General features: G+C 42.8%; 29 protein-coding genes and 1 riboswitch. Of the genes, 21 read left to right on the top strand and 8 right to left on the bottom strand.

The window, feature by feature from the left end; genetic code table 11:
* Positions 1–148: 148 nt before the first annotated feature.
* A complete protein-coding gene (locus tag PE36_RS10885; RefSeq protein ID WP_006032077.1) occupies positions 149–763 on the top strand; it encodes a hypothetical protein in 615 nt (204 codons plus the stop codon).
* Between the two features lie 57 nt (positions 764–820).
* On the opposite strand, the gene PE36_RS10880 is transcribed toward PE36_RS10885, so the two are convergent.
* From PE36_RS10880 to rcsF, 3 genes are read right to left on the bottom strand one after another with little or no spacing between them, the layout of a single operon-like run.
* Positions 821–1,459, bottom strand: coding sequence for a DapH/DapD/GlmU-related protein (locus PE36_RS10880; protein WP_006032076.1), 639 nt, complete (start codon positions 1,457–1,459; stop codon positions 821–823).
* On the bottom strand, positions 1,452–2,195 hold the full coding sequence (gene tsaA / locus PE36_RS10875) for a tRNA (N6-threonylcarbamoyladenosine(37)-N6)-methyltransferase TrmO (protein WP_006032075.1): 744 nt from the start codon (positions 2,193–2,195) through the stop codon (positions 1,452–1,454). The genes PE36_RS10880 and tsaA overlap by 8 nt, the downstream gene beginning before the upstream one ends.
* Positions 2,195–2,584, bottom strand: a complete 390-nt coding sequence (rcsF, locus tag PE36_RS10870; protein ID WP_006032074.1) for an Rcs stress response system protein RcsF — start codon at positions 2,582–2,584, stop codon at positions 2,195–2,197. Before rcsF ends, tsaA begins: the two co-directional genes overlap by 1 nt.
* A 206-nt stretch (positions 2,585–2,790) precedes the next feature.
* Here rcsF and PE36_RS10865 point away from each other — a divergent pair, with 206 nt between their 5' ends.
* On the top strand, positions 2,791–3,594 hold the full coding sequence (locus tag PE36_RS10865) for a transporter substrate-binding domain-containing protein (protein WP_006032072.1): 804 nt from the start codon (positions 2,791–2,793) through the stop codon (positions 3,592–3,594).
* A 25-nt stretch (positions 3,595–3,619) separates the two neighbouring features.
* On the opposite strand, the gene PE36_RS10860 is transcribed toward PE36_RS10865, so the two are convergent.
* Positions 3,620–4,108: an arsinothricin resistance N-acetyltransferase ArsN1 family B gene (locus PE36_RS10860; RefSeq protein WP_006032071.1), complete on the bottom strand. Its 489-nt coding sequence runs from the start codon at positions 4,106–4,108 to the stop codon at positions 3,620–3,622.
* A 130-nt stretch (positions 4,109–4,238) separates the two neighbouring features.
* Between PE36_RS10860 and PE36_RS10855 the strand changes: the two genes are divergently transcribed.
* Both PE36_RS10855 and PE36_RS10850 read left to right on the top strand, forming a co-directional pair.
* The gene (locus PE36_RS10855) at positions 4,239–4,589 is read left to right on the top strand and encodes a RidA family protein (protein ID WP_043994430.1); all 351 of its coding nucleotides are present in this window, start codon (positions 4,239–4,241) and stop codon (positions 4,587–4,589) included.
* Positions 4,590–4,852: 263 nt separating this feature from the next.
* On the top strand, positions 4,853–5,743 hold the full coding sequence (locus PE36_RS10850; protein WP_006032069.1) for a prenyltransferase: 891 nt from the start codon (positions 4,853–4,855) through the stop codon (positions 5,741–5,743).
* A 103-nt stretch (positions 5,744–5,846) separates the two neighbouring features.
* Here PE36_RS10850 and PE36_RS10845 read toward each other — a convergent pair whose 3' ends face one another.
* Positions 5,847–6,275 (bottom strand): tol-pal system YbgF family protein, encoded by a 429-nt coding sequence (locus tag PE36_RS10845; protein ID WP_006032068.1) that lies wholly within the window; start codon positions 6,273–6,275, stop codon positions 5,847–5,849.
* 159 nt (positions 6,276–6,434) lie between these two features.
* Here PE36_RS10845 and PE36_RS10840 point away from each other — a divergent pair, with 159 nt between their 5' ends.
* The 12 genes from PE36_RS10840 to PE36_RS10785 all read left to right on the top strand — a co-directional run bounded on the left by PE36_RS10840 (position 6,435) and on the right by PE36_RS10785 (position 15,608).
* A complete protein-coding gene (locus tag PE36_RS10840) occupies positions 6,435–7,829 on the top strand; it encodes a PhoH family protein (protein WP_006032067.1) in 1,395 nt (464 codons plus the stop codon).
* Between the two features lie 166 nt (positions 7,830–7,995).
* Complete coding sequence (locus PE36_RS10835) at positions 7,996–8,265, top strand: hypothetical protein (RefSeq protein ID WP_043994429.1); 270 nt, start codon at positions 7,996–7,998, stop codon at positions 8,263–8,265.
* Between the two features lie 206 nt (positions 8,266–8,471).
* Entirely contained in the window at positions 8,472–9,095 is a 624-nt protein-coding gene (locus tag PE36_RS10830; protein ID WP_006032065.1) for a PepSY-associated TM helix domain-containing protein, read from the top strand.
* 10 nt (positions 9,096–9,105) lie between these two features.
* On the top strand, positions 9,106–9,639 hold the full coding sequence (locus tag PE36_RS10825) for a DUF2271 domain-containing protein (RefSeq protein ID WP_006032064.1): 534 nt from the start codon (positions 9,106–9,108) through the stop codon (positions 9,637–9,639).
* 16 nt (positions 9,640–9,655) lie between these two features.
* Positions 9,656–10,522: a DUF4198 domain-containing protein gene (locus tag PE36_RS10820; protein WP_006032063.1), complete on the top strand. Its 867-nt coding sequence runs from the start codon at positions 9,656–9,658 to the stop codon at positions 10,520–10,522.
* A gap of 150 nt (positions 10,523–10,672) precedes the next feature.
* A complete protein-coding gene (locus PE36_RS10815) occupies positions 10,673–11,002 on the top strand; it encodes a hypothetical protein (protein ID WP_006032062.1) in 330 nt (109 codons plus the stop codon).
* A complete protein-coding gene (locus PE36_RS10810) occupies positions 10,999–11,610 on the top strand; it encodes a hypothetical protein (RefSeq protein WP_006032061.1) in 612 nt (203 codons plus the stop codon). The genes PE36_RS10815 and PE36_RS10810 overlap by 4 nt, the downstream gene beginning before the upstream one ends.
* 88 nt (positions 11,611–11,698) lie before the next feature.
* Positions 11,699–12,643 (top strand): metal ABC transporter solute-binding protein, Zn/Mn family, encoded by a 945-nt coding sequence (locus PE36_RS10805; RefSeq protein ID WP_232286570.1) that lies wholly within the window; start codon positions 11,699–11,701, stop codon positions 12,641–12,643.
* Between the two features lie 2 nt (positions 12,644–12,645).
* Positions 12,646–13,386, top strand: coding sequence for a metal ABC transporter ATP-binding protein (locus PE36_RS10800; protein ID WP_006032059.1), 741 nt, complete (start codon positions 12,646–12,648; stop codon positions 13,384–13,386).
* A complete protein-coding gene (locus tag PE36_RS10795) occupies positions 13,386–14,261 on the top strand; it encodes a metal ABC transporter permease (RefSeq protein WP_006032058.1) in 876 nt (291 codons plus the stop codon). The genes PE36_RS10800 and PE36_RS10795 overlap by 1 nt, the downstream gene beginning before the upstream one ends.
* Before the next feature lie 6 nt (positions 14,262–14,267).
* Positions 14,268–15,152 carry a hypothetical protein gene (locus tag PE36_RS10790; protein WP_006032057.1) on the top strand — a complete coding sequence of 295 codons (885 nt, stop codon included), beginning with the start codon at positions 14,268–14,270 and terminating at the stop codon, positions 15,150–15,152.
* Positions 15,153–15,344: 192 nt separating this feature from the next.
* Complete coding sequence (locus tag PE36_RS10785; protein ID WP_006032056.1) at positions 15,345–15,608, top strand: YihD family protein; 264 nt, start codon at positions 15,345–15,347, stop codon at positions 15,606–15,608.
* Between the two features lie 4 nt (positions 15,609–15,612).
* On the opposite strand, the gene thiQ is transcribed toward PE36_RS10785, so the two are convergent.
* From thiQ to thiB, 3 genes are read right to left on the bottom strand one after another with little or no spacing between them, the layout of a single operon-like run.
* Entirely contained in the window at positions 15,613–16,437 is an 825-nt protein-coding gene (gene thiQ / locus PE36_RS10780; RefSeq protein WP_006032055.1) for a thiamine ABC transporter ATP-binding protein, read from the bottom strand.
* The gene (thiP, locus tag PE36_RS10775) at positions 16,430–18,034 is read right to left on the bottom strand and encodes a thiamine/thiamine pyrophosphate ABC transporter permease (protein ID WP_006032054.1); all 1,605 of its coding nucleotides are present in this window, start codon (positions 18,032–18,034) and stop codon (positions 16,430–16,432) included. Before thiP ends, thiQ begins: the two co-directional genes overlap by 8 nt.
* 24 nt (positions 18,035–18,058) lie before the next feature.
* Positions 18,059–19,072, bottom strand: coding sequence for a thiamine ABC transporter substrate binding subunit (thiB, locus tag PE36_RS10770; protein WP_006032053.1), 1,014 nt, complete (start codon positions 19,070–19,072; stop codon positions 18,059–18,061).
* Positions 19,073–19,110: 38 nt separating this feature from the next.
* A riboswitch (TPP riboswitch) is annotated at positions 19,111–19,224 on the bottom strand.
* A gap of 263 nt (positions 19,225–19,487) precedes the next feature.
* On the opposite strand from thiB, the gene urtA reads away from it, so the two are divergent.
* The 5 genes from urtA (at position 19,488) to urtD (ending at position 24,684) form a co-directional block, all read left to right on the top strand.
* Positions 19,488–20,789: an urea ABC transporter substrate-binding protein gene (gene urtA, locus PE36_RS10765; RefSeq protein ID WP_006032052.1), complete on the top strand. Its 1,302-nt coding sequence runs from the start codon at positions 19,488–19,490 to the stop codon at positions 20,787–20,789.
* 87 nt (positions 20,790–20,876) lie between these two features.
* Positions 20,877–21,311, top strand: coding sequence for a hypothetical protein (locus tag PE36_RS24730; RefSeq protein WP_006032051.1), 435 nt, complete (start codon positions 20,877–20,879; stop codon positions 21,309–21,311).
* 56 nt (positions 21,312–21,367) lie between these two features.
* A complete protein-coding gene (urtB, locus tag PE36_RS10760; RefSeq protein WP_006032050.1) occupies positions 21,368–22,585 on the top strand; it encodes an urea ABC transporter permease subunit UrtB in 1,218 nt (405 codons plus the stop codon).
* A gap of 3 nt (positions 22,586–22,588) precedes the next feature.
* Complete coding sequence (gene urtC / locus PE36_RS10755; protein WP_006032049.1) at positions 22,589–23,716, top strand: urea ABC transporter permease subunit UrtC; 1,128 nt, start codon at positions 22,589–22,591, stop codon at positions 23,714–23,716.
* Positions 23,716–24,684: an urea ABC transporter ATP-binding protein UrtD gene (urtD, locus tag PE36_RS10750; protein WP_006032048.1), complete on the top strand. Its 969-nt coding sequence runs from the start codon at positions 23,716–23,718 to the stop codon at positions 24,682–24,684. The genes urtC and urtD overlap by 1 nt, the downstream gene beginning before the upstream one ends.
* Position 24,685 lies beyond the last annotated feature (1 nt).

Below are 24,685 nucleotides of genomic sequence, written 5' to 3'. Positions count from 1 at the left end.
TCGATTTAAGAGCGCGATTTTAACAGGGCGCAGCCAGAGTAAACAGTAAAAGTTCATGATTAGTTTTATTTATTTTTGACTGCTGTCCTTTTATTCGTTTCTCGTAGGCCATATACTGGCTGCCAAAATTGGATTTGTGCTACTTAAAATGAAAAAAACACTGAGATTAGCTGCACTTATAATTGTCAGCAGCGTATTGTTTGGTTGCTCGTCACAACCTCGTAATCCGGAAAATATTTGCGATATCTTTATTGAAAAATACGATTGGTACGAAGCGGCCATCGACAGTAAAGACAAATGGGGCGTGCCTGTACATGTGCCGATGGCGATGATGTATCAAGAGAGCTCATTTAAACATAATGCCCAGCCACCGATGCAGTATTGGTGGATCATTCCTACTGGTCGTGCGAGTTCTGCTTATGGTTTTGCCCAAGCAAAAACCATGACCTGGGGTGATTACGTGAAGGAAACCGGTAATAGTTGGTCAAGTCGTGCTGATTTTCATGATGCCATGGATTTTATGGGCTGGTTTATTAATAAATCCCAAAAAATCAACGGTATATCTAAGTGGGATGCAGAAAAACAATACTTGAATTACCACGAAGGGTGGGGCGGTTATAAGCGTAAAAGCTATAATCAGAAACCTTGGTTGAAGAAAGTCGCCAAGAAAGTGAATAAACGTTCATTGAAATATGCAGGCCAATATCGTACCTGTAAAGATGATTTAGATTCCAATTGGCTGTGGCGTGTATTCTTCTTATAACACTGAATACTGTAATAGAAGTGCATGATTTAGGCGACTGCCGCTGTTAAACCAGCGTTAGTCAGCCTGAATGTGTTTGATCAGACTGTCTTTTTTATCGCGTCTGTCGCCAATTTGGTGCGCGGGGTTGCCAGCCATTATCGCCCACCGCGGCACATCTTTGGTGATCATACTGTGCATGCCAATCACGGCATAGTCAGCAATCGTTACCCCATCGACAATACCGACATTCGCCCCTACCCACACATCTTTACCTATGCTCACCCCTTTTGAAGTCGAGGCTTGTTGCCAGATCACTTGGTCAGGATGCATACCGTGATTAGAGGCATGAATAACGCAATTATTGGCAATACGAGTATCATCACCAATGCTTATGCCATTTTTACCGCCATCGAAAGAGCAACTGTGGTTGATCGCAACGTTGTGTCCCAGCGTCATTGGTCCGTGCATAAAACTCGCCGAAGCAAAGAAACAATTATCGCCCATGGTAATTTTACGACCGGGTTCGGCAAACATATGGCAATCGGGGGCAATAAAACAATTGTCACCAAACTCCACCGTTTCGACCGACATGACATAAGCTTGCAAATCGGCTTGCCATCTTTTCGCCCAGCTTAATGCCTTCGGTTTGAGTTTGTAATATAAGCCCGGCATCCACGCCAAGCGGCGCTTATGCTGAGCAATATAATCAATCATTGCTGCTTTCCGATTCAGTGACGGCTTTAGCGACTGTCTTAAGGACTGAAAATACCGTCGTGATATTATCTTCCACTGCCCAACGCACATTAAAGTCATACAGTTTTACCCCGTATTCTTGGCGGGCTGTTTTATTCTTTTTATAGGCTGGACGCGGATCTTGCGCCAGTACTTGCGCAATAAAGATCTGCAATTCAGGATGCTTTTTTCGCTGCGCAGTTATTTGTGCTAAGGCTTCATCAGTAAACTCGACAGGCATATCAGCAATTGGCGCATCCGTCGCGTAACCCGCTTCGGCATCAGGTAAACTGTCGGCATAAGGTACATAAGGTTTGATGTCTAAAATTGGTGTGCCATCGACCAAGTCAACGCCGGATAGATTCAAAATACACTGATTATTTTTAATCGTAATACCATCTAACTTCGCGACCGATAAACCTAATGGGTTCGGACGGAAAGTAGAACGTGTGGCAAAGACGCCTAAACGCTCATTACCACCTAAACGTGGCGGACGTACGGTCGGGTTCCAACCTTTATCCATGGTTTCATGAAAAGCAAAAATCAGCCACACATGACTAAATTGTTCAATGCCGCGCAGCGCATCGGCTTCATCATATGGCGGACTTAAAATGAGCTTTGCTTTAGCGGCAGAAACCAAACCCGGTTGACGCGGTACGGCAAACTTTTCTTTATATGGGGTATGAATGATCCCAACTGTATCGAGTTCTAGTTTCATTATTGGCTATCGTCATTACTGCTGGTTAAAGGGGTTACCTTGATTGCATCGCCATAACACACATAACTGCTGAGGCAGGATTTTGATGCGGGTGGCGCGATACATGAACGGATAATAATACCATTGGCATTAAGTGCAGCGGCCTTGCGTTTCGCGGCTATTTTGGCTTGTTGTTGTTCTGCTGGTGGCAAATTATCGGCAGATTGACAGCTTTCGCCTTCCACTAAACCAAGCTGTTCAACTTGATAATTTTGTAGTGCGCTCGCTGTGTAATACTCAACACCAGAAATTGAGAAGTATTCGGTAAAGTTATTTTTATCTAAGTTGGTTTGTAGCGGGTAGTTGCTGCAACCGCTCAAGAGTATCGTCAGTAATAGTAAATATTTCATGGCATATTCATCAAATGATATTTGCTTTAATTATAATTCTATCACTGACTTAAAGACATTTATTTTTAGCCTGATTTATCTGTTAGGCAGTTTTGTTACGCTGTTTATCGGTATTACAGATGGATAATTGTGGCTATTTACTAGATAGCTGGTGATTTATAGTCTTAACTTATATTGGATAAACGCAATATGAGGTAAGTACAACGATGACAAAAACGAGCTGTATTATCGCGCTATTATGTTCACTAAGTTTAGCCAGTATTAGTCTATCTGCCCATGCTCGGATTGATAAAATACGCCTTACAGCTGAAGAGCGTAACTACCTTTCTGATCGAGAACCAATAAAACTCTGTATTGATCCTAACTGGATGCCGTATGAAGCATGGGATCCTAAACTGGGCTATATTGGTATTGCTGCTGATTATGTTGCGGTGTTTTCGGCGATGCTAGATGTCAAATTTAAAGTGCGAGAAACCAAGACTTGGCAACAAAGTTTAGATGTCACGCGTAATGGTGGTTGTGATCTACTGTCATTTCTTAATCAAACGCCAAGACGTTCGCAATGGTTGATCTTTACTGCGCCTTATGTCGAAGCAGAAGCTGCATTAGCAACCTTGAAAAATGTGCACGGGATCCGTAACTTAAAGTCTCTTCGTGGTAAAACAGTCGCTGTTGTTGAAGGTTATGTGTATGAAGAATATCTCCGCAACAACTACCCGAGAGTGATCGTTAGCCGAGTCGAGAACACGGATGAAGCACTGCAGAAAACGGCTAATGGTGAGATCGTTGCGACGATAGAATCCTTATTCGTACTGCGTTATAAAATCGCCAAACTGGGGCTAAAGAATTTAACCGTATCAGGACGTACTAAATACGTGAACCGCTATCGTTTTGGGGTACGTAAAGACCAAGCCATGCTGCGTAAAATTTTAGACAAGGCGATCATGCAAATTGAGCCGAAAGTGGAAAACAAAATTTTACGTAAATGGAGTCTAGAGCATAACTATTAATGTCTCGAACAACTTTAATTTGGGTTTAAACTAAACGTTTCTGCCAATAACCGACATCGACCCATTGGTTAAATTTATAGCCCACCTCACTAAAATGCGCACTTTTTTGCATGCCAAGTTTTTCATGCAAAGCGATACTGGCGGGATTAGGCAGAGCAATGCCGCCAATGACGGTTCGTACTTTGGTGGTTTTTAATTGTATAAATAAGGCTTGGTAAAGTTGGCTTCCCCAGCCTTTTTTTGAAGCATCAGGAGCAAGATAAACCGATGTTTCGACACTAAATTGATAGGCACTACGACTTTTCCAAGGGCTTGCATAAGCATAACCAAGCACTTTGTTATTGTCTTCTGCCACGAGCCAAGGGAGACCGGCAGCCTGTGTTGCCTTGATTCGGCTGGCAATATCATCACTTGTGACCAATTTTTCTTCGAAAGTGATCACTGTATTAGCGATGTAATGATTATAGATATGGCTGATTGCCTCGGCATCTAGTTCGGTAGCTGTTCTTATCATTTGTACTCACTCCCTTGAGTTATTACGCCAATCTTATTTTTAACTGAAATTTATCTGTAAGACAAGGTAAACTAAACAATTAACCCAATGCCTGGGTATTCACCTTGATATTTAACGAAGAGAATTTAGCATGATAGAACGTATGGGAACGAAACCAAGAATGAGTCGCATTGTAAAGCACAACGGCACTATCTACTTATGTGGCCAAGTATGCGCAGATGCAACGTATGGTATCAAAGAGCAAACAGAAACTATGTTAGCAAAAGTGACTGAGCTATTAGCCCAAGCGGGCAGTGATAAAAATCACATGTTATCGGCAACGATTTATATTAAAGACATGGCAGATTTTGCTGAAATGAATGCGGTTTGGGATGCTTGGGTTCCTGCTGGTCACGCTCCTGCACGTGCATGCGTACAAGCGAGTATGGCGCGTGAAGCGTTATTGGTTGAAATATCAGTGGTTGCGGCTGAGATAGTATAAAGACGATTAACTGTGTATTAATTGTATATTGTTGAGGGCAGTAAATATTGAGATTACTCAGTGTTAACTGCTCTTTATTATAGTCTGATGTGATTTATTTCTATCTAACATCTAATTTACGTTACAAACGGTTTTATGATTCATTTATTTTAGTTTTAACCATCACTTACTTCAAATCCGGAACATCTTTAGATTCAGATCAAATTTAGCTGCTTTTAGTTACGCTAGTATAACTCTAAATGAGTAATTTAAGGTGTGTGACTATGTTAGCATTCAGGTTTAAAGCAGTACTACAAACGATAAATTTATCGTATTTACTGCTAACTATTGTATGTATATTTTTAGGGTTTAGTGCTGTGATCGCAAATCATGGTGATGTAAATGGTTATTTATTAATTGCAGCGTGCATCGCTGCGTTTGTTGGTCACTTCAGTCTTTGTACATTCCACGAATATTCAGATTTAAAACATACCTGGGCGTTTAAAGTAAATCGCGATAAACATGTTGGGCATCCTCGTGCGCGTGATCAAGTTAACTCCGCATTCCTTGCCGGACTCGTTGCACTTATCGTGAGCTTGTTATGTGGCTTATTTTTGGTGGTTAAGTTTGGCTTAGGTATTTTACCGGTAGGTGTGATTGGGTTAATGATATTGTTGAGCTACAGCAGTGTTATCAAAAAACATCCGATCTATTCATTATTGGCTCCGGGCTTTGGTTTTGCATTATTAATCGCATTAGGCACCGAGTATGTCTTAGTTGGGCAATATACACAGTTGGTTTGGGTTATCGCTATCATCCCATTCTTCTTGGTGAATAACCTGTGGTTACTGAATAATTATGGCGATATCAAAGCATCGGCTGATGATAATGACAGTGAAGATTTTCCGATGGCTTACGGCATCAAAGTGAGTAACTATGTTTATGCTGTGTTTGCCACGTTAGCTACATTAATCATCATTACTTATGTAGTGATAGGGTATCTGCCAGTACTTAGTTTGATCGCGTTAATACCAATGCCGTTAGCGTTTTATGCACTTTACGGTGGCATTAAGTTTGGTCAGAATATTACGCAGCAGCCTAAGTTTTTACGTTCAAATTTAATCGCGACAGTCGCAACACCTGCGTTATTGGGGTTAACATTGATTTTAGATTAGATTAGTATTTGTTGTATAAAGTCGATAATGGCCACCCACAATGGATCTGCTGTGGGTGGTATTCGCTATCGACTGAGTTATTAAGCTCGTTATTAGTAACTCGCTATTCAGCTTGTGCGAATGCTAAATATTTTGGATCGTCGTCACCGAAGATCTCAGCACCTTCCGCTTCAAACGCTTTTGCTAGCTGTTCTTTAGCTGGTTCCATGTTGCCTAGTTCAAAGTGTGCTTGACCTAAACGCAGGTGTAAATAAGGGTTTATTGCACCTTCAGGGCATAACATAGCAAAGCCTGTTGCTTCTTCTAATGCAGCCCAGTCGCCTAGCATGAAATGAGCATCACCTAGCGCAGTTAAGATCCAAGTAGAAACGTTCCAATGGATCTTTGGTTCAGGAACAAGATCATAAGCTTGCATGAAAGTCTCGATCGCAATCTTGTATTCTTCAGCTTCGAGCTGCTCTTCACCTTTCTCACAAATGATTTCGATTTTTTTAAATAGTTTAGGATCAAGTGCTGTCTTGGTTGCTGTCATCTTATTTCCGTAATAAAAGCCTGATAGGGTCATCAGAGATATGTATTTTGTAAGTATATCGTATTGCAGCACAGAAATTGTAAAAAAATGGCTAAAAATGAAATCAACGAGGTCAACGACTAAACTTTAAGAGCTAGTCGAACTAAATGAGGTGTTTCTATGGAAAGTACCAACAATAAAGTTTTCATTCTCGATACCAATGTCTTGTTGCACGCCCCCTTGTCTATCTTCACCTTTCAAGAACATGATGTCATGATCCCCATGACAGTTTTAGAAGAGCTCGATAATATTAAAGATCGAGGACGAGATGTCAGCCGCGATGCGCGTGTGGCTATTCGTGCACTGGAAGATATTTTTTCAAATGCGACCCCCGAAGAAATCAGCGAAGGGGTGCCACTACAAAAAGTCGAAAGTAAAAATAAGCTGGGTAAGATCTCAATTTTTGCCGATCATAGTGTCATGCATCCAGATGCTTTTTTTACTGATAACGAACCTGATAATCGAATTATCAACGCGGCGTTGTTTTTACAAGGCCAGTCAGAGCGAGAAATTGTCTTAGTGACCAAAGACATCAACATGCGCTTAAAAGCCAAAGGCGCGGGGTTGAGACATGTTGAAGATTACCGCTCTGATCAGTTGATTGATGATATTAAGTTTTTAGCCACTGGATTTCATAAGTTTACCGGGGACTTTTGGCAAGAGATAAATGAATGTCACAGTGAAAGTATGAAAAGTGAAACCATGGGTTCGAAGACCATTCATACTGTCGAAACAGAATTGCTGAAAGACACTTTTATTAACCAATACCTGATTGACGAAACCGATCACTTTGCCGCCCGTGTTGTCGGTAAAAACAAAGGTGAAATTAGTTTTGTTGATTTAGGGCGTGAACGCCTGATGTCAAAAAAAGCCTGGGGCATACATCCTAAAAATATTTACCAAGGCATGGCGCTGGAGGCCTTATTGAATCCACATATTGATTTGGTGATCTTAACGGGTCCTGCGGGCAGCGGTAAAACTCTTTTGGCCATGGCCGCCGCACTCGAGCAAGTTGTTGAGCGCAAAATGTATGACAAGGTGATAGTGACCCGTAATACCCCTGAAATTGCCGAAAGTATTGGTTTCTTACCCGGTACCGAAGAAGAAAAAATGCTGCCTTGGTTGGCTGCGATCACTGATACCTTAGAAGTTTTGCATAAACACGATGAGTGTAAAGATGGCTCAGTGGAGTACATTAAACAGAAAGCCAATTTACAGTTTAAGTCAGTAAACTTCATGCGTGGGCGTTCGATTCAAAATGCCTTTGTATTATTGGATGAGTGTCAAAACCTTACGGCAGCACAATTGAAAACTATCATTACCCGTTGTGGCGAGGGTACTAAGATTGTCTGCTCAGGTAATCTATCGCAAATTGACAGCAGTTATTTAACCGCCGTCACCTCTGGTCTCACCTATATAGTGGAACGTTTTAAAGACTTTGATGGCAGTGCCAATGTATTCTTAAAAGGTGTGCAGCGTAGTCGTTTGGCGTCTTTTGCTGAACATAATTTGTAATACATTGTTTGGCGTATTATCTCCATAGTACGGCATTTTAATTCATGATGAGCAAGCACAGCAGGTGTCTAAGTCTGGTGTGCTTTTTTCTTAACAAGTTGATTCTCTATATTATTTTTCATCTATACTATTATAATGTTAATGCGCGTTACTCATGGACGTTATTATGCGAATTAAAATACTCACACCTTTACTCACATTTTCACTCTTAGTTAGCATTACTGCATGCAGTAGCACACCATCAGAAACTGTCGGTGGCGATCGTGATGAACATGGTTGTTTACCTGCAGCAGGATATTTGTGGTGCGAACGTAGCCAAACCTGTGAACGTTCATGGGAGCTTGCTGATGCGGCCAAAATTCAACACTCCGAAGCTGAAGTGAAAACCTATTGCGAGATCATTGACAGTGATTTGATTACTGATGACGAGTGGTAAGCCGCTAAGTGGCAATATTGCATTTTGAGTTAACGTAAATAATGTAAATTAAATGCCAATGAAAACTATTATCAATTACATTGCCTGTACTTTAATCCCATAAACCAAGCAGTGTTATTACGATCATGTCCTCTATCAGTCAGTCTTTTCCCCAGACACCTATAAGATCGAAACACCAAAAGACAACATCAAAAAACAAAACATTTTTGAAAAACAAGCAAGTGCAATTATGGGCGCGTCGTCTGCATATCTATATTTCTATGGCATTGCTGCTGGTGGTGTTATTTTTCTCGATCACCGGCATTACCTTAAATCGTCCAAGCCTATTTGTGAGCAGCCAGCCTGATATTGAAGAAACTATTCTGACGTTACCACAGGCCTTATTCAGTGATGCCAATGACGCTGTTGCTATCGATAAAGCCGGTATTATTAATTACCTTACCGAACACGCTAAGCTTTCAGGTCAACCTTCAGCTTTAGATGTTTTTACCGAAGTTGAAGACGGTGAATTAATCGAAGGTGAGATCGCCATGGACTACAAAGGTCCGGGGTATAACGTCGCGGTATTCATTGATATGACCACAACCGAAGCGGTGATTGAAAAGACCCATTATGGTGTTATTGCCGTATTAAACGACTTACATAAAGGCCGTAACAGCGGTGACGTATGGAAGTTGTTTATCGATGTTACCGCGCTGTTGATGGTGTTTTTTGTATTAACCGGTGTGTGTTTATTGGTACCAAAAAAGAAAACCTTCGCAACCTCATTGAAATGGACCTTATTTGGCTCCCTCGTTACCTTGGCTATTTTTGTGGTGGCCGTTCCTTAAAGGATCTTGTATGACTTTGTTATTTAAGCGTCTTAGTCAGTGCGTTGCACTATTAAGTTGCCTGTTATTACCAGCTTTTTTTGCCACGGCCGCACCTATTCCGGCCACCGCAACACTCGCTGTTGAGTTTAGCTTGCCAAAGATTGATACCACTATGTATGCCCGCCCTTATGTGGCGATATGGATCGAGAATTCAAAGCGTAAATCTGTGCGTACCATTGAGTTATGGGTGGGTAAAGATGAATGGTTAAAAGACTTACGCAGCTGGTGGCGAAAAGTGGGTCGTTATGATCGCGCTTTAGTTGACGGCGTTACATCAGCAACCCGCCCAGCAGGTGATTACCGTTTCACTTGGGATGGTTTAGATAATGATGGTAACCGCGTTGAAGCCGGCAAGTATACATTTTATGTTGAAGTAGTACGTGAACACGGTGGCCGTAATTTCATCCGCCAAAAAATGACGTTAGGTGACCAGCCATTTAGTCACACCATTGCGCCGACAGAAGAAACCGGTGATATCCGTATCAACTACCTAATTAAATAATATAGCGAGAAAGATAATGTCTACAGTTCAGTCTTTTAAAGAGAAGAGTTTAAAAGTAAACAAGTTAAAAGTATTAGGTTTAGCCTTCACGGTTATCGCAGGACTCGCGGCAACAACAACGGCAAACGCACACCCTCGTTGGGTATTACCATCACACTTCACTGTATCGAAAGAAGGCGGCGATTGGTTAACGTTTGATGTAACTGCATCGCATGGTACGTTCGTATTTGATAAACCAGCGGGCAGTGAGTTTGCACAAGTGATCATGCCTGACGGTCGTAAAGAGCGTCCTAACTTTGTGATCCGTGGTAAACGTCGTTCTATCTTTGATTTCTACTTTGCTGAAGAAGGCACACATAAAGTCGCAATTAATAACGTACCGTCTTACTACACAGCGTATAAAGCCGGTCGTCGCGATACCATTAAACGTGTTAAAGCCAATAAAGCGGAACGCGTAAATCTGATCCCTGAACAAGCTCGTGATGTGAGCACACAAGTAAGTTATACCCGCGCAGAAAGCTATGTGACGGTTGGTATGCCAACAGAAAAAGCATTAGAGATCGAAGGTAAATACCTAGAAATGCGTCCACTGACTCACCCGTCTGACATTGTTGAAGGTGAAGAGGTGAGTTTCCAATTCTTTTTTAACGGCGAACCACAAGCCGGTGTTGTTGCTGATATCACCCGTGAAGGTACGTTGTACCGTAATCACCAAGAGCAAATTAATGTGGTGAGTGACAAGGACGGTAACGTGACATTCACGCCAAACGTAGCGGGTCGTTACTTGATGAAAGCCAATTACAAAGGTGAATTGAAAAATGATCCGATGGCGGACAAAGCCAGTGTGAACGTACATTTCACCTTTGAAGCACTATTACAGTAGTTTTTAACGACGACTAAGTCAGCGCAGTGTGGTGCTGAATTATTTATATTATGGCCTGTAATTAGACGCAATCTGATTACAGGCTTTTGCTATTTATCTATTACTTATGACTTATTTATTAATAGTTAATAGTTAATTGTTGAGGTTTTCATGACAAAAATGCCAATCAAATCGACGCTGTTAGCGCTTTCATTGATGACGGGTTTATTTTCTGGGACGGCAAGTGCCCATTTCCCCTTAATGAGCTGTTGGTTCGAGTCTGACAAAGTAGCTTGTGAAGCGGGTTACAGTGATGCTAGTACTGCCGTTGACTACGCTGTAAATATGTATGACTACGATGACAATCTGATTGCTAAAGCAGTGACCGATAAGCGTTCAATTGCAGAATTTAGTAAACCGGACACGGACTTCTATTTAGTATTCGATGCAGGCCATGAAAACCCAGTTGAAGTCGATGTTGTTGAGATCAGCGAAAAATGATCAGTCAATCAGTTCAAGCCGACGATGGTGGTCGTGAAGGTAAGTGGGTGGCGTTATTAATCATCTTAATCTTAGCGATAGCGGCATTACTTTTACCTTATCATCAAAAAGCATCGAGCGAACGAGTGCTCGCGAGCCATCAGATTTCGATTAAAGATTTACCGTCTGTTGAATTGGCGATGATCGGTGAATTACGTTTAGCGCATGAAGAGATCCGCAATATTCATCAAGACAGTCTTGAGCTAGAAAGTGTCGAATTTGAAAGTGTGGATCTATGGCCTGGTATGGCGGAATTAGATGAGCTGTGGTTAGCACCTTTTATCAGTGATAAAAGCTGGGAACGTAAAGGTAAACATGACTGGCGTAAAGTCGCGCCAGCTTTATATCAAGGCATTCCGACGCTGATAACGGGCAGTGTTGCGGTGTTATTAAATAGCCAAGATGCACGACCTGAAGTGTGGTTAGCATTAGATATTCCGACACCGGCACCGATGACAGCAAGCGCGCTTAATACAGACGATCTTATTAGCGCGGGTTGGACACAAGTGGTGTTTGCTGATGATAGCGATTCAGACAATACAGCACATACAGATAAAGACAGCCACTAAGGCGTGACACCAGTCGACAATGAGAATAGCAATAATGAAAGTAGCCATAATAAAACCAGTCTTAATAAAAAATCGCATCAATACCAGCATGAAAAGTTTAATCGCTGTAGTCGCTACTACAGCGGTATTGCTGATGAGCGGAGCATTACAAGCCGCTGATAAATTAACCATCGGTATTACCTTGCAGCCTTATTACAGCTACGTGAAAGCGGTTGTTGGTGATAAAGCTGACGTATTACCGCTGGTTGACGAAGGTTTTAATCCCCACAATTACCAACCACAGCCGAATGACTTACGCCGTCTTAAACAGATGGATGTGATCGTGGTGAATGGTATAGGTCATGATGACTTTGCCTTAAAAGTAATTAAAGCTGCAAACCGTGATGATCTGATTGTGATCCAAGCCAATAAAGACGTGCCCTTGTTACCTGCTATTGGTCAATCGGTTGGTGACGGTGCGGTAAACCCGCATACCTTTGTTGGTCTATCAACAACGATCCAAAAGGTTTACACCATCGCGACCGAGCTATCAAAGATCGACCCTGAAAATGCGCGTACTTACCGTAAAAATGCCCGTAAATACGCCACTGAATTTCGTAAGATGAAGCGCCAAGCAATGCTAACGCTGGGTGACTTAGATACATCCGGTATGCTGGTGGCTACGACGCACAATGCTTACGGTTATATCTTGCAAGAATTTGGTGTTGATGTTGCAGCCGTTATCGAACCTGCGCACGGTGTTGAGCCGAGTGCGAGTCAGTTACAAGAAACTATCGAGAAGATCCGTGCATCGAAGATTGATGTGTTGTTCTACGAATTAAATATGCCAAGCCGTTATGTAGAAACCATTGAAGCGGCAACGGGTGTGCAACTTTACCGTTTTTCACACATGACCCATGGCGCGTATGAAGAAAACAAAGTGGCTATTGAAATGAAAAGTAATCTCGCGACCTTAGTTGAAGCGATGAAGTTTGCTGCCAAGCGTTCACTAGCTGATACAGCTGTATCTTCTAACAAGCAGCAAGGAAGTTAATCGTGGGACCTGCAATTCGTTTACAAAATGTCGGTTTGAAATACGGCGATAATGTCATTCTAGAAAACATTTCACATTATTTAGCAGCCGGTCAGTGTCATGTGATCATGGGGCCTAATGGTGGTGGTAAAACATCGTTACTGCGTTCTATCTTAGGTTTAACGCCATTTTCGGGTGCTATTGATATTCAATGGCCAGAGCGTAAAGGCAATATCGGTTATGTACCACAAAAGGCGACGTTTGAGTCGAGCTTACCCTTTACCGTCATGGACTTTATTTTACTCAATCAAAGTCGTAATCCACTGTTTTGGCGCAAGCGTAAAAAAGAACAAGATGATGCACTGGCACAACTCGACCGGGTGGGTATGGCTAATCGTACCGACCGCCGTATGGGGCTGTTATCGGGTGGTGAGCAGCAACGGGTATTATTCGCCCAGTCGTTATTAGATGATCCCGACTTGTTGGTGCTTGATGAACCGACAACGGGCATGGATGAACAAGGTGTGCGTTACCTTGAATCCTTGATCCACGAATTAGTGCGCGAAAATAAAACTATTTTAACTGTGCATCATGACGTGACCGCGGTGCGTCGTTTCGGTGGCCAAGTGCATGTGGTTAATCGGCAGTTGGTTGATACTGGCCCGGTATCTGAGGTGTTAAGAGCCGATAAGATCGAGCGCTTATTCAATCATTATACTGGTACCAGTACGCCGGCAATCAATCTCGCGCAAGGAGTTAAATAATGGATACGATCCGTCATTGGGCACAACTGGGCGTGGATGCTGGTTGGTTGAGTGAGAGTTTTTCTTATTCGTTTATGGTGAATGCGGTGGTTGCCGCGTTATTACTTGGTCCACTACTGGGTGGTTTGGGTACGTTGGTGATTGCCAAGCGCTTAGCTTTCTTTTCTGAAGCGGTTGGCCATGCCGCGTTAACCGGTATTGCCTTAGGCGTATTGTTAGGTGAGCCAGCAGAGAATCCTATTATTGGCTTATTTAGTTTTTGCATGATCTTCGCCTTGTTACTGCACTTTGTGCGTAACCGTACCAATGTGCCATACGATACCTTGGTTGGGGTGTTTCTGGCATTTGCATTAGCGGTGGGGGCGGCATTGCTGATGTATGTGGCACGTAAGATTAATATTCACATGTTAGAGAATGTGTTGTTCGGTTCGGTCTTAACGATCACCGACTATGACTTATTGATCTTGGCGGTGACTTGCGGGGTTATTTTACTGGTATTGATACCGACCTTTAACCGTATTTTATTAACCTGTATCAGCCCTGATATTGCCAAAGTACGTGGTTATGCGACTAATTTTTACGACTATTTATTTGTCATGATGATCACGCTTGTGACGATTGCCTCGGTGAAAATTGTCGGTGCGGTATTAGTGGGGGCACTGTTATTGATCCCAGGTGCAACAGCACGTCTATTAACCAAAAATATGGGTAATTTTGTGCTTATGTCGGCGTTATTAGCGACGATCAGCTGCCTGCTTGGCACGATCTTACCAATGGAATTAAAACTACCGATTCCTTCTGGCGCGGCGATCATTATTGTATCGACCAGCTTCTTCTTAATTGCCACTTGCTACCGCATTGTGCGTAAGGGATAACCGATTATGACTGCTTCATTATTTACCATCAGCTCAGCATGTTTGCTACTGGTATCAACGCTAGGTTTTAGCCAAAAGGTAGAGGCTGCAGATATTCTTACCGCCACTCCGGTGACTTATATGTTAGCGACAGAGTTAACCAAAGGCACTGACATTACTACGCAGTATCTGCCCCCAAAACGTTATGGTTTATCGCGTTTACCGAATTGGTTTAATTCGAAAGGCGCGACGTTAACAGCGGAAGCGGCGATTGATGCACAAGTCGCTATTACTCTTGGCGCAGTATGGTCGCAAGATCCGTTATTTGTGCACGCACGTAAAGGTAACATTCGCATAATCGAAGTGGATGCCTCACAAGCTATTTCACCCCGTGCGCAAGGCGTCGCGGCACTGCGTTTAGAAGATGGTAGTATTTCGCCTTACACTTGGCTTAACCCGACAAATTTAACCCGTATGACGGCGATTGTAAGTCAAGATCTGCAACAAATATGGCCACAGCAAGCAGGGGTCATTGCCAGTAACCAGCAAGCCTTAATGATGTCGGTACGCCATTTGATTAATCAACAGCAAGCCATGTTATTAGATAATGAGATTGACTCTGTGGTGTTGCTGTCGAGTGAGTTAGAAGACTTTGCATCGGGCAATCAATTGTTTGTGGTTGAACGTTTAACCAAACCAGAATTGGAATGGACTGCAGCAGATAAGCAGCAGCTTGTTGAGCTATTAACTGACGATGATAGCTTGTGGATACTGACCTCGAAAAGAGCCAGCAAGAAATTGAAAGCATTAGTGCCTAATCCGGCGCGTATCTTAACCATTGATAGCATCGATCGTTGGGGTCGTGGGATCAAAGCGGATAAGCCATTACAACGCTGGCAGTTAGCACTTTAAATCTGCTAAGGTTTCTCGCGCTAGTATAATAAATAACACGCCCCTGGTAATGGTGATTGCTCGGGGCGTTGCTGTTACTACTTGGCCGTGGTTGTCATTGAGTTATGGTTGTCGGCAATAATCGATACTGTGTTTACTTAACTTATGCCTAGGAATAGGTATAATAATCACAGTTAAAATAAGGATTATAAAATGAAATATCACCGCTTAAATGAGATCATCGAGTTGTTACAGCCTGAATGGCAGAAAACACCGGATGTGAGCCTGTTGCAATTGTTATCGACCTTGGCTGAAGAGATGACGTTTACAGGTGAGTTAGCAGCGCTGAGTGATGATGCACTTATCTATCACTTAAAAATGCGCAATAGCACGAAAGATGAAATGATCCCCGGGTTAGCAAAGGATCAAGAAGATGACTTTAAAACCGCACTGCTTAAAGCCCGTGGTTTTTTATAGGCTCTTACTTATTCAGCGTCCCCAAATAACGTTTCAACATATCCGGTGCATCTTGATCAGCCAAAATAGCGGCTGGTGCATGCAGTGCGATCTTACCGTTTTCTATAAAGGCAATATTGTCGGCTATCTGCAGGGCATCATTGGGGTTATGCGTGACCATTAACACGGTAATGCCATGTTCTTTATTCAACTTGGCAATCAAACGTAACATCTCTTGACGTAATGCTGGATCGAGCGCACTAAAAGGTTCATCTAACAATAATAGTGGTTGTTTACGTGCGAGACAACGGGCAATACCAACACGCTGACGTTGACCACCACTCAAGTCTGCGGGTAAGCGATTCAGTAGGTCGGTCATTTCTACTTGTTGTGCTGCGATTTCTAACGCCGTTTGTTGCTCGGCATTTAACTTCATGCTAGGTGCTAAGCCAATGGCAATATTTTGTTTAACCGTTAAGTGATTAAACAAATTATGCTCTTGAAATAACGTAGTGATCGGTCGCTGCGCAGGTGCTTTGGTTAATATCGAGTCTTGTTGAAAACGAATATCACCCGACAAGGGCTGATTAAAACCAGCAATCAGATTCAGTAGTGTTGATTTACCCGAACCACTGGCCCCCAGGATCGCTAAGGTTTCGCCGCGATTAACGACTAAATCAAATTGCATCTGCATTTGTTCATAAGCAAAGGTTACCTTGTTTACTTGCAATAAAACATTATCTACCTGTAATAATGCACCGCTGTTGCTGTTGCTGTTGCTGTTGCTGTTCTGACTGGTGTCGGCATTGCTGAGGGGAATAGCATTGTTTAGGAGAGTTGCATTAGGCATTTTTGCCTCCAATAATACGTTCGAACAAATAGAAAATAATACCGCAAAGAGTTAATAAGAAGATGGCTGTCACCGCGGCGGCATCAAGTTGATAGCTGCCTAACTGGCGGTAGAGCACCAAGGGTAAGGTTTGCATATCTTGGCTACCAAATAACGCGATCACACTTAAATCACCCAGCGATAATACACAAGCCAGTCCTAATCCCATCGCCACCGGTTTACGTAATAATGGCCATTCGATAATACGCAGACGCTGCAGGCGTGATAAGCCTAGACTGATTGCGAGTTTGTCATATGACGCAAAACTATCTTGGATCGGTTGGTTCAACACGCGCAGTAAATAAGGTAATGCCATGAGTGCATTGACGAGGATCACCAACCAAGCGGCAATGCTAAATACATCGACATAGGGGCGTAATAGTAAGAACAGTCCCGTACCCAAAACCAGTGCCGGAACCACTAAAATGATGGCGCCAATATTTTCGATGCCATACGCTAATGCCATGAGCTTAAAGCGTACTTTTAGTATCCGTGTTGAGAATAAAATTGAGCAGGCCAGTAACAAACTTAATAAACCCGAGCTCAGGGCTATTTGTAGTGAGATACCTGTGGCTTGCCACAACATAGGATCGCTAAGAACGGCGAGAGTCTTGTTGTTGATGCCACTGATAAAAATAGCCAGTATCGGTGGTGCTAATAAACAGCTGGCTAAAATAAAGCTGATCGCATCACCAATTTTACTGCTTAGCGTGTGGCAGTCGGGGCGACGAAAATAATTACCTGATGGTGCTGACATAGGTTGTGACTTTAAAAATACCGCACTAAAAAGCATTAACGCCACGGTGATCGCGACTTGAATGATCGCCAGAGCCACTGCTTGTTCGATATCAAATTCAAATTTAAGTGCCTGGTAGATGGCGACTTCAAGTGTGGCGTAATCAGGCCCTCCGCCGAGCGACATGACAATCGCGAAACTGGTAAAGCACAGCATAAAAATAAGACTGATTAACGAAGGTAATTGTTGTTTTATCTTCGGCCATTCTAAGGTGATAAAGATGTGCCGAGATTGTAAGTTAAGTTGACTGGCTAAACGCCAAGATTCACTGGGAATAGAATCTAATGTTTGTAATAAAATACGTGTGGCTAACGGCACATTAAAAAATAAATGTGCGAGCAGAATTCCGGTTAAGCCATAAATATAATGGCCTGTTTCTATGTTAAAAAACCCGAGAAGTTGATTAACCCAACCACTTTTACCGTGCACAGCAATAATACCAAAGATGGCAATGATAATGGGCAGTACCAGTGATAAGTTAAACAGTTTGATTATCATTTGTTTACCCGCGAACTCTCGACGCGAGAACGCGCGTGCTAACGGGATCGCTAAACCAATACTCAAGCCAGTTGATAAGGCCGCTTGGTAAAAACTAAAGCGAATGACATGTTGGGTGTACGAGTCCGCCAGCACACTGCTGAAGTCTAACTCGGCTTGTGAAAAATTAAGTAGGGCAGTAAAACTACCACCCACCAGAATTAAAATGATGCTGATGGCGAGCACTGCGCTACACCACCAGTATTTATGCGAATTCGCGATCATAATTTTTGATTAATTATTTACTAATTATTGGATAACAGCGTTACGCCATTCCTTCACCCAAGATTTACGGGATTGAGCCACTTCTTCTGGTGTGAACTCTAAAGTTTTTGCCGGCGTAATTAATTGGTCGAACTCACTTGGTAGTGCCGCAGCTTGTTTAGCTGGTAGCATCCAGTTACCTGTTGCAATCAGATCTTGGAACGCAGGTGTGAGCACAAATGCCATGAATTGATCGGCTAACTCAGGATTCGCTGCATCTTTTAAACGCGCAACCACTTCTGTTTGTTGATAGTGACCTTCACTGAATTCAGCTGCTTTATATTTGAATTCTTTCTCTGCGATCATGTGGTATGCCGGTGATGTGGTATAGCTTAATACCATGTCCGCTTCGCCTTTTAAGAACATGCCGTAAGCTTGGCTCCAGCCCTTAGTTATGGTGACGGTTTTAGCTGCAATTTGTTGCCATGCTTGTGGTGCTTTATCACCATAGACTGCTTTTACCCATAACATAAAGCCAAGACCCGGTGTGCTGGTACGTGGATCTTGATAGATAATGCTCAGGTCTTTACGTTCAACTAATTCAGCTAAACTCGCTGGTGGATTGGCCAGTTTTTCACTGTCATAGATAAATGCAAAGTGACCATAATCGAATGGAACAAAGTACTTATTCGTCCATTCGTTTGGCAGTGATAAATTACTGGTATCTTGCTGATGAGGTGCAAGCAGGTTGGTTTTTACTGCTTCAGCCATCAGGTTGTTGTCTAATCCTAATAGCACGTCTGCTTTCGTATATTTACCTTCGAGTTTCACACGATTCAGAATACTGACCCCATCTTCGAGTGCGACTAAATTAAGTTCGCAATTACACTCGGCTTCAAACGCGGTTTTTATTTTTGGACCTGGGCCCCAATCGGATGCAAATGAATCGTAGGTATAAACATTTAATACGGGTTTGTCAGCTGCGTTAGCGACTTGTAATGACAGCGAAGGTAAAAGTAGGGCAGTGCAAAGTGCTAGTTTTTTGATCGTGTGCTTCACGGATACTCCTAGAATGTGAAGCATAGAACTTATGACTCAGTTAGTCGAATCTCATTCCTATGCCAGCATTATCTGGTTCAAGTTATTACGGGTGTTATCTCAGCCACTGTGACTCTTTAACAAAAAGTCGAGCAGCACCCCGATGAGTGAGCGTCCATTGTATTTTTATTTGTTCTAAAGTGCTAGTCGGAATAACGCGATTGGTCGAAATTTAATTATCCCTTTAGTGGTGCATGCATAAATTCATTTGCACCAATAACTGACATTATTTTGTGGGTCATTTTATTTTATAACTTCAAGGTCAGTTTTAAATCCTTGTTTTAACTATGTATTTATGTTCTCTGTTTCTACCTGATTATGAACTGGCATAACGATTGCCTATTTAGAGTTAGGTTCATAATAAGGAAGTTAAATCATGTTTACACTTAACAAATCTAAATTTTCTCACCTAGCAGCAATTGTCGCACTCACATTGGGTGTTGCTTCATTTAGCGCTATCGCGGCAGAAGACAGCATTAAAGTCGGCGTATTGCACTCACTCTCAGGCACGATGGCTATTAGTGAAACCACATTAAAAGATACTATCTTAATGATGATTGAAGAGCAGAACAAACAAGGTGGGCTATTAGGTAAGCAACTCGAAGCGGTGGTGGTTGATCCTGCGTCAAACTGGCCACTGTTTGCTGAAAAAGCCCGTGAGTTAATTGAGAAAGAGAAAGTAGATGTGGTATTTGGTGGTTGGACATCAGTATCACGTAAATCTATGTTACCTGTGTTTGAAGAACTTAATGGTTTGTTATTTTACCCCGTGCAGTATGAAGGTGAAGAGTCGTCTAAAAACGTATTTTATACCGGTGCTGCGCCAAACCAACAAGCGATCCCTGCTGTTGATTACCTGATGAATGAAATGGATGTCAAACGCTGGGTGCTAGCAGGTACCGATTACGTCTATCCACGTACCACCAATAAAATATTAGTGGCATACCTTAAATCTCAAGGTGTAGCAGACAGCGATATCATGATCAATTATACCCCATTCGGTCATTCTGATTGGCAATCCATTGTTTCTGACATCAAGAAATTTGGCGCTAAAGGCAAAAAAACCGCGGTTGTCTCGACCATTAATGGTGACGCCAATGTGCCTTTCTATAAAGAATTAGGTTCACAAGGAGTATCTGCAGAAGACATTCCTGTGGTGGCGTTCTCGGTAGGTGAAGAAGAACTATCGGGTATGGATACCTCGGCGTTGGTGGGGCATTTAGCGGCATGGAACTATTTCATGAGTGTTGAAACAGAAGCTAATGACGAATTTATTGCAACGTGGCAGAAATTTACCAAAGACGAAAATCGCGTAACCAATGATCCAATGGAAGCCAGTTACATCGGCTTTAAGATGTGGGCTAAAGCGGTTGAGAAAGCGGGTACAACGGATGCTAGAGCTGTTCAAGATGCCATTATTGGGGTGACAGTACCTAACTTAACTGGTGGTTACGCGACTATGATGCCGAATCATCACATCACTAAACCAGTATTACTGGGCGAAATTCAAGATAATGGCCAGTTTGAAACAGTGTGGGAAACCACGGGTGTGGTAGCCGGTGATGCTTGGTCTGATTATTTACCGAGTTCAAAACCCTTGTATTCTAGCTGGTTAGCACCTTTGTCGTGCGGTAGTTTTAATGTGGATACAGGCAAGTGTACGGGCTCGTCAAAGTAACGACTGATTAGTATTTAAGTACAAGGTAACCAGTTATAAGCGCTGGTTACTTTGAATGGCAAGTTATCCTCATTGACAGGGAAGGTTATGAACAAATATGCCCGTGTATTATCGCCATCATCGACTTTATGCTTTACCGCGCTGATATTTTTATTATCGCTATGTACAGTAAATAAGAGTTGGGCTGCGGCGGCGGTTAATTCATTTTCAGACGTAGAGATACAGTTTTCTCAACGTAACTTTGATAATAAAATAGCGGCGGTAAATTGGTTAAGTCAAAAGGCATATCCAAGTCCATCTCAAGCGAAACAGTTATTTAACGACTTACTTTCAGGTCGTATTTTCTATCATAAAAAACAAAAATCCTTATTTCTCATTGCTGATCATGCCACTGGCCAATTAGCAATTAAGTTAACGTCGACATTTACCTTTGATGCTGAGGCTAGCGTCGATACCGATGCGCCAGCGAAAGGCTTGACAGAATCTGTTGTTATTGCCAAAAACGCGACTTCAAGAAAGTAGCTCTTAACAATAAATTACGTAAAAGCATTCGCTTAGGTATCGCCAAATTAGACTTAATGTCGAGTGATGCCGCGTTACGTGAGCAAGCAATAGACGATTTATTGGGCAATGTTGATCCTGCGATCCAAGCCTTATTGCGTCAACGCTTAGCTGTTGAAGATGTTGAGCAAAATAAAACGTCATTAACACTCGCGCTAGCCATAGGCACCGCAGCGATATCAGAAGACAAAACTGAATTGTTAGCCGCCGTTCATTTATTGGCAGACTCGATAGAGCCGACCGCGTTTAGTGCGCTGGACAATATCGTCAATACCACTGCTGATGATGACTTACGTCAGGCCGCGCAACGAGGCTTAGACAGTTATGCGCAAAGTCAAAAAGTCTATTCAACCCTTGAAACTTTGTATTTTGGCTTGAGTCTCGGTTCGGTGTTGGCATTAGCGGGTCTGGGTCTGGCGATTACCTTTGGGGTGATGGGGGTGATTAATATGGCGCATGGTGAGCTGATCATGCTCGGTGCTTATACTACTTACGTTATGCAGCAATTAATGCCGGACAATATTGGTTTATCGTTAGTACTCTCGATCCCTGCGGCCTTTCTTGTGTCGGGTTTAGTAGGCATTGCCATTGAGCGTGGGGTGATCCGCTTTCTCTATGGCCGTCCATTGGAAACCTTACTTGCCACCTTTGGCATCAGTCTTATCTTGCAGCAAGCAGTCCGCAGTGTGTTCTCGCCATTGAACCGCTCGGTATCGACACCCGATTGGATGAGCGGCATGTTGGAGTTTAATCCCATGTTGGCACTGACTTATAACCGCCTCTATATCATTATTTTCTGTTTATTAGTGTTCTGTACACTTATTTTTGTATTAAAGAAAACACCACTGGGTTTACAAGTGCGTGCGGTATCACAAAATCGTTCGATGGCTCGGGCAATGGGTGTACGTTCGGAGTGGGTTGATGCCATGACCTTTGGTTTAGGTGCCGGTGTAGCTGGTATTGCGGGTGTTGCCTTGTCGCAATTAACCAATGTCGGACCGAATATGGGCCAGAGCTATATTATTGATTCGTTTATGGTCGTGGTATTTGGTGGGGTTGGTAATCTGTGGGGTACCTTGGTTGCTGGTTTAACTTTAGGTCTATTTAACAAGTTGTTAGAACCTTGGGCTGGTGCGGTACTCGCTAAGATCATCGTACTGGTATTCATTATCCTATTTATTCAAAAACGCCCGCGTGGACTCTTTCCACAACGTGGTCGTGCGGCCGAGGAATAACCCATGTTACAAGCGCTATTCGCTAATTCAATGTTAAAAACAGACCGTGGTGGCCAGCTATTAATGCTGCTACTGACGACGCTGTTAATTTTGGTACCCGCACTTAATTTACTGGTGCCACAAGGCCATTTTCTGCATATCGAAACGTACACTATTACCTTGTTAGGTAAATATTTAACTTATGCGTTATTGGCAATGTCAGTGGATTTAGTCTGGGGTTATTTAGGTATTTTAACCTTAGGTCACGGGGCATTTTTTGCCTTAGGTGGTTATGCCATGGGCATGTACCTGATGCGCCAAATCGGCGATCGGGGGGTGTATGGTCATCCTGAGTTACCTGACTTTATGGTGTTCTTAGATTGGCAAGAACTGCCGTGGTTTTGGCAAGGTTTTGACATGTTCTGGTTTGCTTGTTTGATGGTGGTATTAGTACCGGCAACACTGGCTTTGGTATTTGGTTTCTTGTCATTTCGAGCGCGTGTGTCTGGGGTGTATTTTTCGATCATGACTCAAGCCTTAACGTTTGCCCTCATGCTGGCATTTTTCCGTAATGAAATGGGTTTTGGCGGGAACAATGGTTTGACCGATTTTAAAGATATTCTTGGTTTTAGCTTGCAAGCAGACACCACGAAGGTGAGCTTGTTTATGGCGTCGGTGGTCGCGTTGATTTTGGGTTACCTGACTTGTCGTAAAGTGGTTTCAAGTCGTTTAGGTAAAGTGGCTGTGGCCATACGCGATGCCGAACCTCGGGTACGTTTTATTGGTTATAACGTGGCTAACTTTAAACTGGGGATCTTTATTTTATCAGCCATGCTCGCGGGTATTGCAGGTGCGTTATATGTGCCGCAAGTCGGTATCATTAATCCTGGGGAGTTCTCACCGCTTAACTCGATTGAGATTGTGGTTTGGGTTGCACTTGGCGGTCGCGCCACTTTATTTGGTGCGATCATTGGGGCGTTGTTAATTAATTATGCCAAAAGTTGGTTCACGATTGAGTTACCGGAAGTGTGGTTATTTGCCCTGGGTAGTTTGTTTGTCTTAGCGACGTTGTTTTTACCAAAAGGGGTGACAGGTTGGTTTACTGATCTAAAAATCCGTAACAAAAACTTGGCGACGAAGGAGAATACCTGATGAGTGATCCTAAGCAATTGGATGCAGAATTGGATGGGCAGGTGAATAGCGCATCGGTTTTAACTTCACAATTTACTGACCAGCAGATCGCCGCTAGCCCACTAGTGAATGAGCAAGGGTTTACCGCGCCGTTAGCCAAAAAGATTCGCGATAATGTCAGTCAGTTTGCGCGTCGTGATCAGGTATTTGAATTTTTGAAACCGCCGCATAATCCACTGATTGATACCCGCCATAATATTCTGTTGTATTTAGAAGGCGTATCCGTGTCTTTTGATGGTTTCAAAGCGATTAACGATCTTAACTTATACATCAAAGAAGGCGAGTTACGTTGCATCATTGGTCCTAATGGAGCGGGTAAAACTACCATGATGGATATTATTACCGGTAAAACCAAGCCTGATACGGGGCAAGTCTGGTTAGGCTCAAAGCTTAATTTATTGACGATGGATGAAGCGCAAATTGCCAATGCTGGGGTGGGGCGTAAATTCCAGAAACCAACAGTATTTGAATGTTTATCGGTATGGCAGAATTTAGAGTTATCAATGGCGGGTACGCGCAGCGTTTGGTCGGTATTCCGTGCCAAATTAAGTGGTGAACAGCGTGATGAAATTGAACGGGTATTAGTCTTGATTGGCTTGCAAGAACAAGCGGCAATGGATGCGGGCAGTTTATCTCACGGGCAAAAGCAATGGCTGGAAATTGGTATGTTGTTAATGCAAAAACCAAAACTGCTGTTAGTCGATGAACCTGTTGCCGGGATGACGCACCAAGAGATGGATCGTACTGCAGAATTACTGACGTCATTAGCGGGTGATCACTCAGTGGTTGTGGTTGAACATGATATGGATTTTGTTCGCTCTATTGCCAGTACGGTTTCGGTATTACATCAAGGCAGTATATTAGCGGAAGGGTCGATGACTGACATTCAAAATAACGCCAAAGTTAAACAAGTTTATCTAGGAGAGTAGC

It is taken from the genome of Moritella sp. PE36, assembly GCF_000170855.1.
In the GTDB taxonomy this organism is placed as follows: Bacteria; Pseudomonadota; Gammaproteobacteria; order Enterobacterales; family Moritellaceae; genus Moritella.
Note: the sequence above shows the minus strand (reverse complement) of the source record. Positions and strands in the feature narration are given on the sequence as shown.

Excerpts from the sequence above, each read along its gene's own strand:
- PE36_RS10885 (WP_006032077.1), top strand. The coding sequence starts at position 149 with ATGAAAAAAACACTGAGATTAGCTGCACTTATAATTGTCAGCAGCGTA.
- PE36_RS10880 (WP_006032076.1), bottom strand. The coding sequence starts at position 1,459 with ATGATTGATTATATTGCTCAGCATAAGCGCCGCTTGGCGTGGATGCCG.
- tsaA (WP_006032075.1), bottom strand. The coding sequence starts at position 2,195 with ATGAAACTAGAACTCGATACAGTTGGGATCATTCATACCCCATATAAA.
- rcsF (WP_006032074.1), bottom strand. The coding sequence starts at position 2,584 with ATGAAATATTTACTATTACTGACGATACTCTTGAGCGGTTGCAGCAAC.
- PE36_RS10865 (WP_006032072.1), top strand. The coding sequence starts at position 2,791 with ATGACAAAAACGAGCTGTATTATCGCGCTATTATGTTCACTAAGTTTA.
- PE36_RS10860 (WP_006032071.1), bottom strand. The coding sequence starts at position 4,108 with ATGATAAGAACAGCTACCGAACTAGATGCCGAGGCAATCAGCCATATC.
- PE36_RS10855 (WP_043994430.1), top strand. The coding sequence starts at position 4,239 with ATGATAGAACGTATGGGAACGAAACCAAGAATGAGTCGCATTGTAAAG.
- PE36_RS10850 (WP_006032069.1), top strand. The coding sequence starts at position 4,853 with ATGTTAGCATTCAGGTTTAAAGCAGTACTACAAACGATAAATTTATCG.
- PE36_RS10845 (WP_006032068.1), bottom strand. The coding sequence starts at position 6,275 with ATGACAGCAACCAAGACAGCACTTGATCCTAAACTATTTAAAAAAATC.
- PE36_RS10840 (WP_006032067.1), top strand. The coding sequence starts at position 6,435 with ATGGAAAGTACCAACAATAAAGTTTTCATTCTCGATACCAATGTCTTG.
- PE36_RS10835 (WP_043994429.1), top strand. The coding sequence starts at position 7,996 with ATGCGAATTAAAATACTCACACCTTTACTCACATTTTCACTCTTAGTT.
- PE36_RS10825 (WP_006032064.1), top strand. The coding sequence starts at position 9,106 with ATGACTTTGTTATTTAAGCGTCTTAGTCAGTGCGTTGCACTATTAAGT.
- PE36_RS10820 (WP_006032063.1), top strand. The coding sequence starts at position 9,656 with ATGTCTACAGTTCAGTCTTTTAAAGAGAAGAGTTTAAAAGTAAACAAG.
- PE36_RS10815 (WP_006032062.1), top strand. The coding sequence starts at position 10,673 with ATGACAAAAATGCCAATCAAATCGACGCTGTTAGCGCTTTCATTGATG.
- PE36_RS10810 (WP_006032061.1), top strand. The coding sequence starts at position 10,999 with ATGATCAGTCAATCAGTTCAAGCCGACGATGGTGGTCGTGAAGGTAAG.
- PE36_RS10805 (WP_232286570.1), top strand. The coding sequence starts at position 11,699 with ATGAAAAGTTTAATCGCTGTAGTCGCTACTACAGCGGTATTGCTGATG.
- PE36_RS10795 (WP_006032058.1), top strand. The coding sequence starts at position 13,386 with ATGGATACGATCCGTCATTGGGCACAACTGGGCGTGGATGCTGGTTGG.
- PE36_RS10790 (WP_006032057.1), top strand. The coding sequence starts at position 14,268 with ATGACTGCTTCATTATTTACCATCAGCTCAGCATGTTTGCTACTGGTA.
- PE36_RS10785 (WP_006032056.1), top strand. The coding sequence starts at position 15,345 with ATGAAATATCACCGCTTAAATGAGATCATCGAGTTGTTACAGCCTGAA.
- thiQ (WP_006032055.1), bottom strand. The coding sequence starts at position 16,437 with ATGCCTAATGCAACTCTCCTAAACAATGCTATTCCCCTCAGCAATGCC.
- thiP (WP_006032054.1), bottom strand. The coding sequence starts at position 18,034 with ATGATCGCGAATTCGCATAAATACTGGTGGTGTAGCGCAGTGCTCGCC.
- urtA (WP_006032052.1), top strand. The coding sequence starts at position 19,488 with ATGTTTACACTTAACAAATCTAAATTTTCTCACCTAGCAGCAATTGTC.
- PE36_RS24730 (WP_006032051.1), top strand. The coding sequence starts at position 20,877 with ATGAACAAATATGCCCGTGTATTATCGCCATCATCGACTTTATGCTTT.
- urtB (WP_006032050.1), top strand. The coding sequence starts at position 21,368 with ATGTCGAGTGATGCCGCGTTACGTGAGCAAGCAATAGACGATTTATTG.
- urtC (WP_006032049.1), top strand. The coding sequence starts at position 22,589 with ATGTTACAAGCGCTATTCGCTAATTCAATGTTAAAAACAGACCGTGGT.
- urtD (WP_006032048.1), top strand. The coding sequence starts at position 23,716 with ATGAGTGATCCTAAGCAATTGGATGCAGAATTGGATGGGCAGGTGAAT.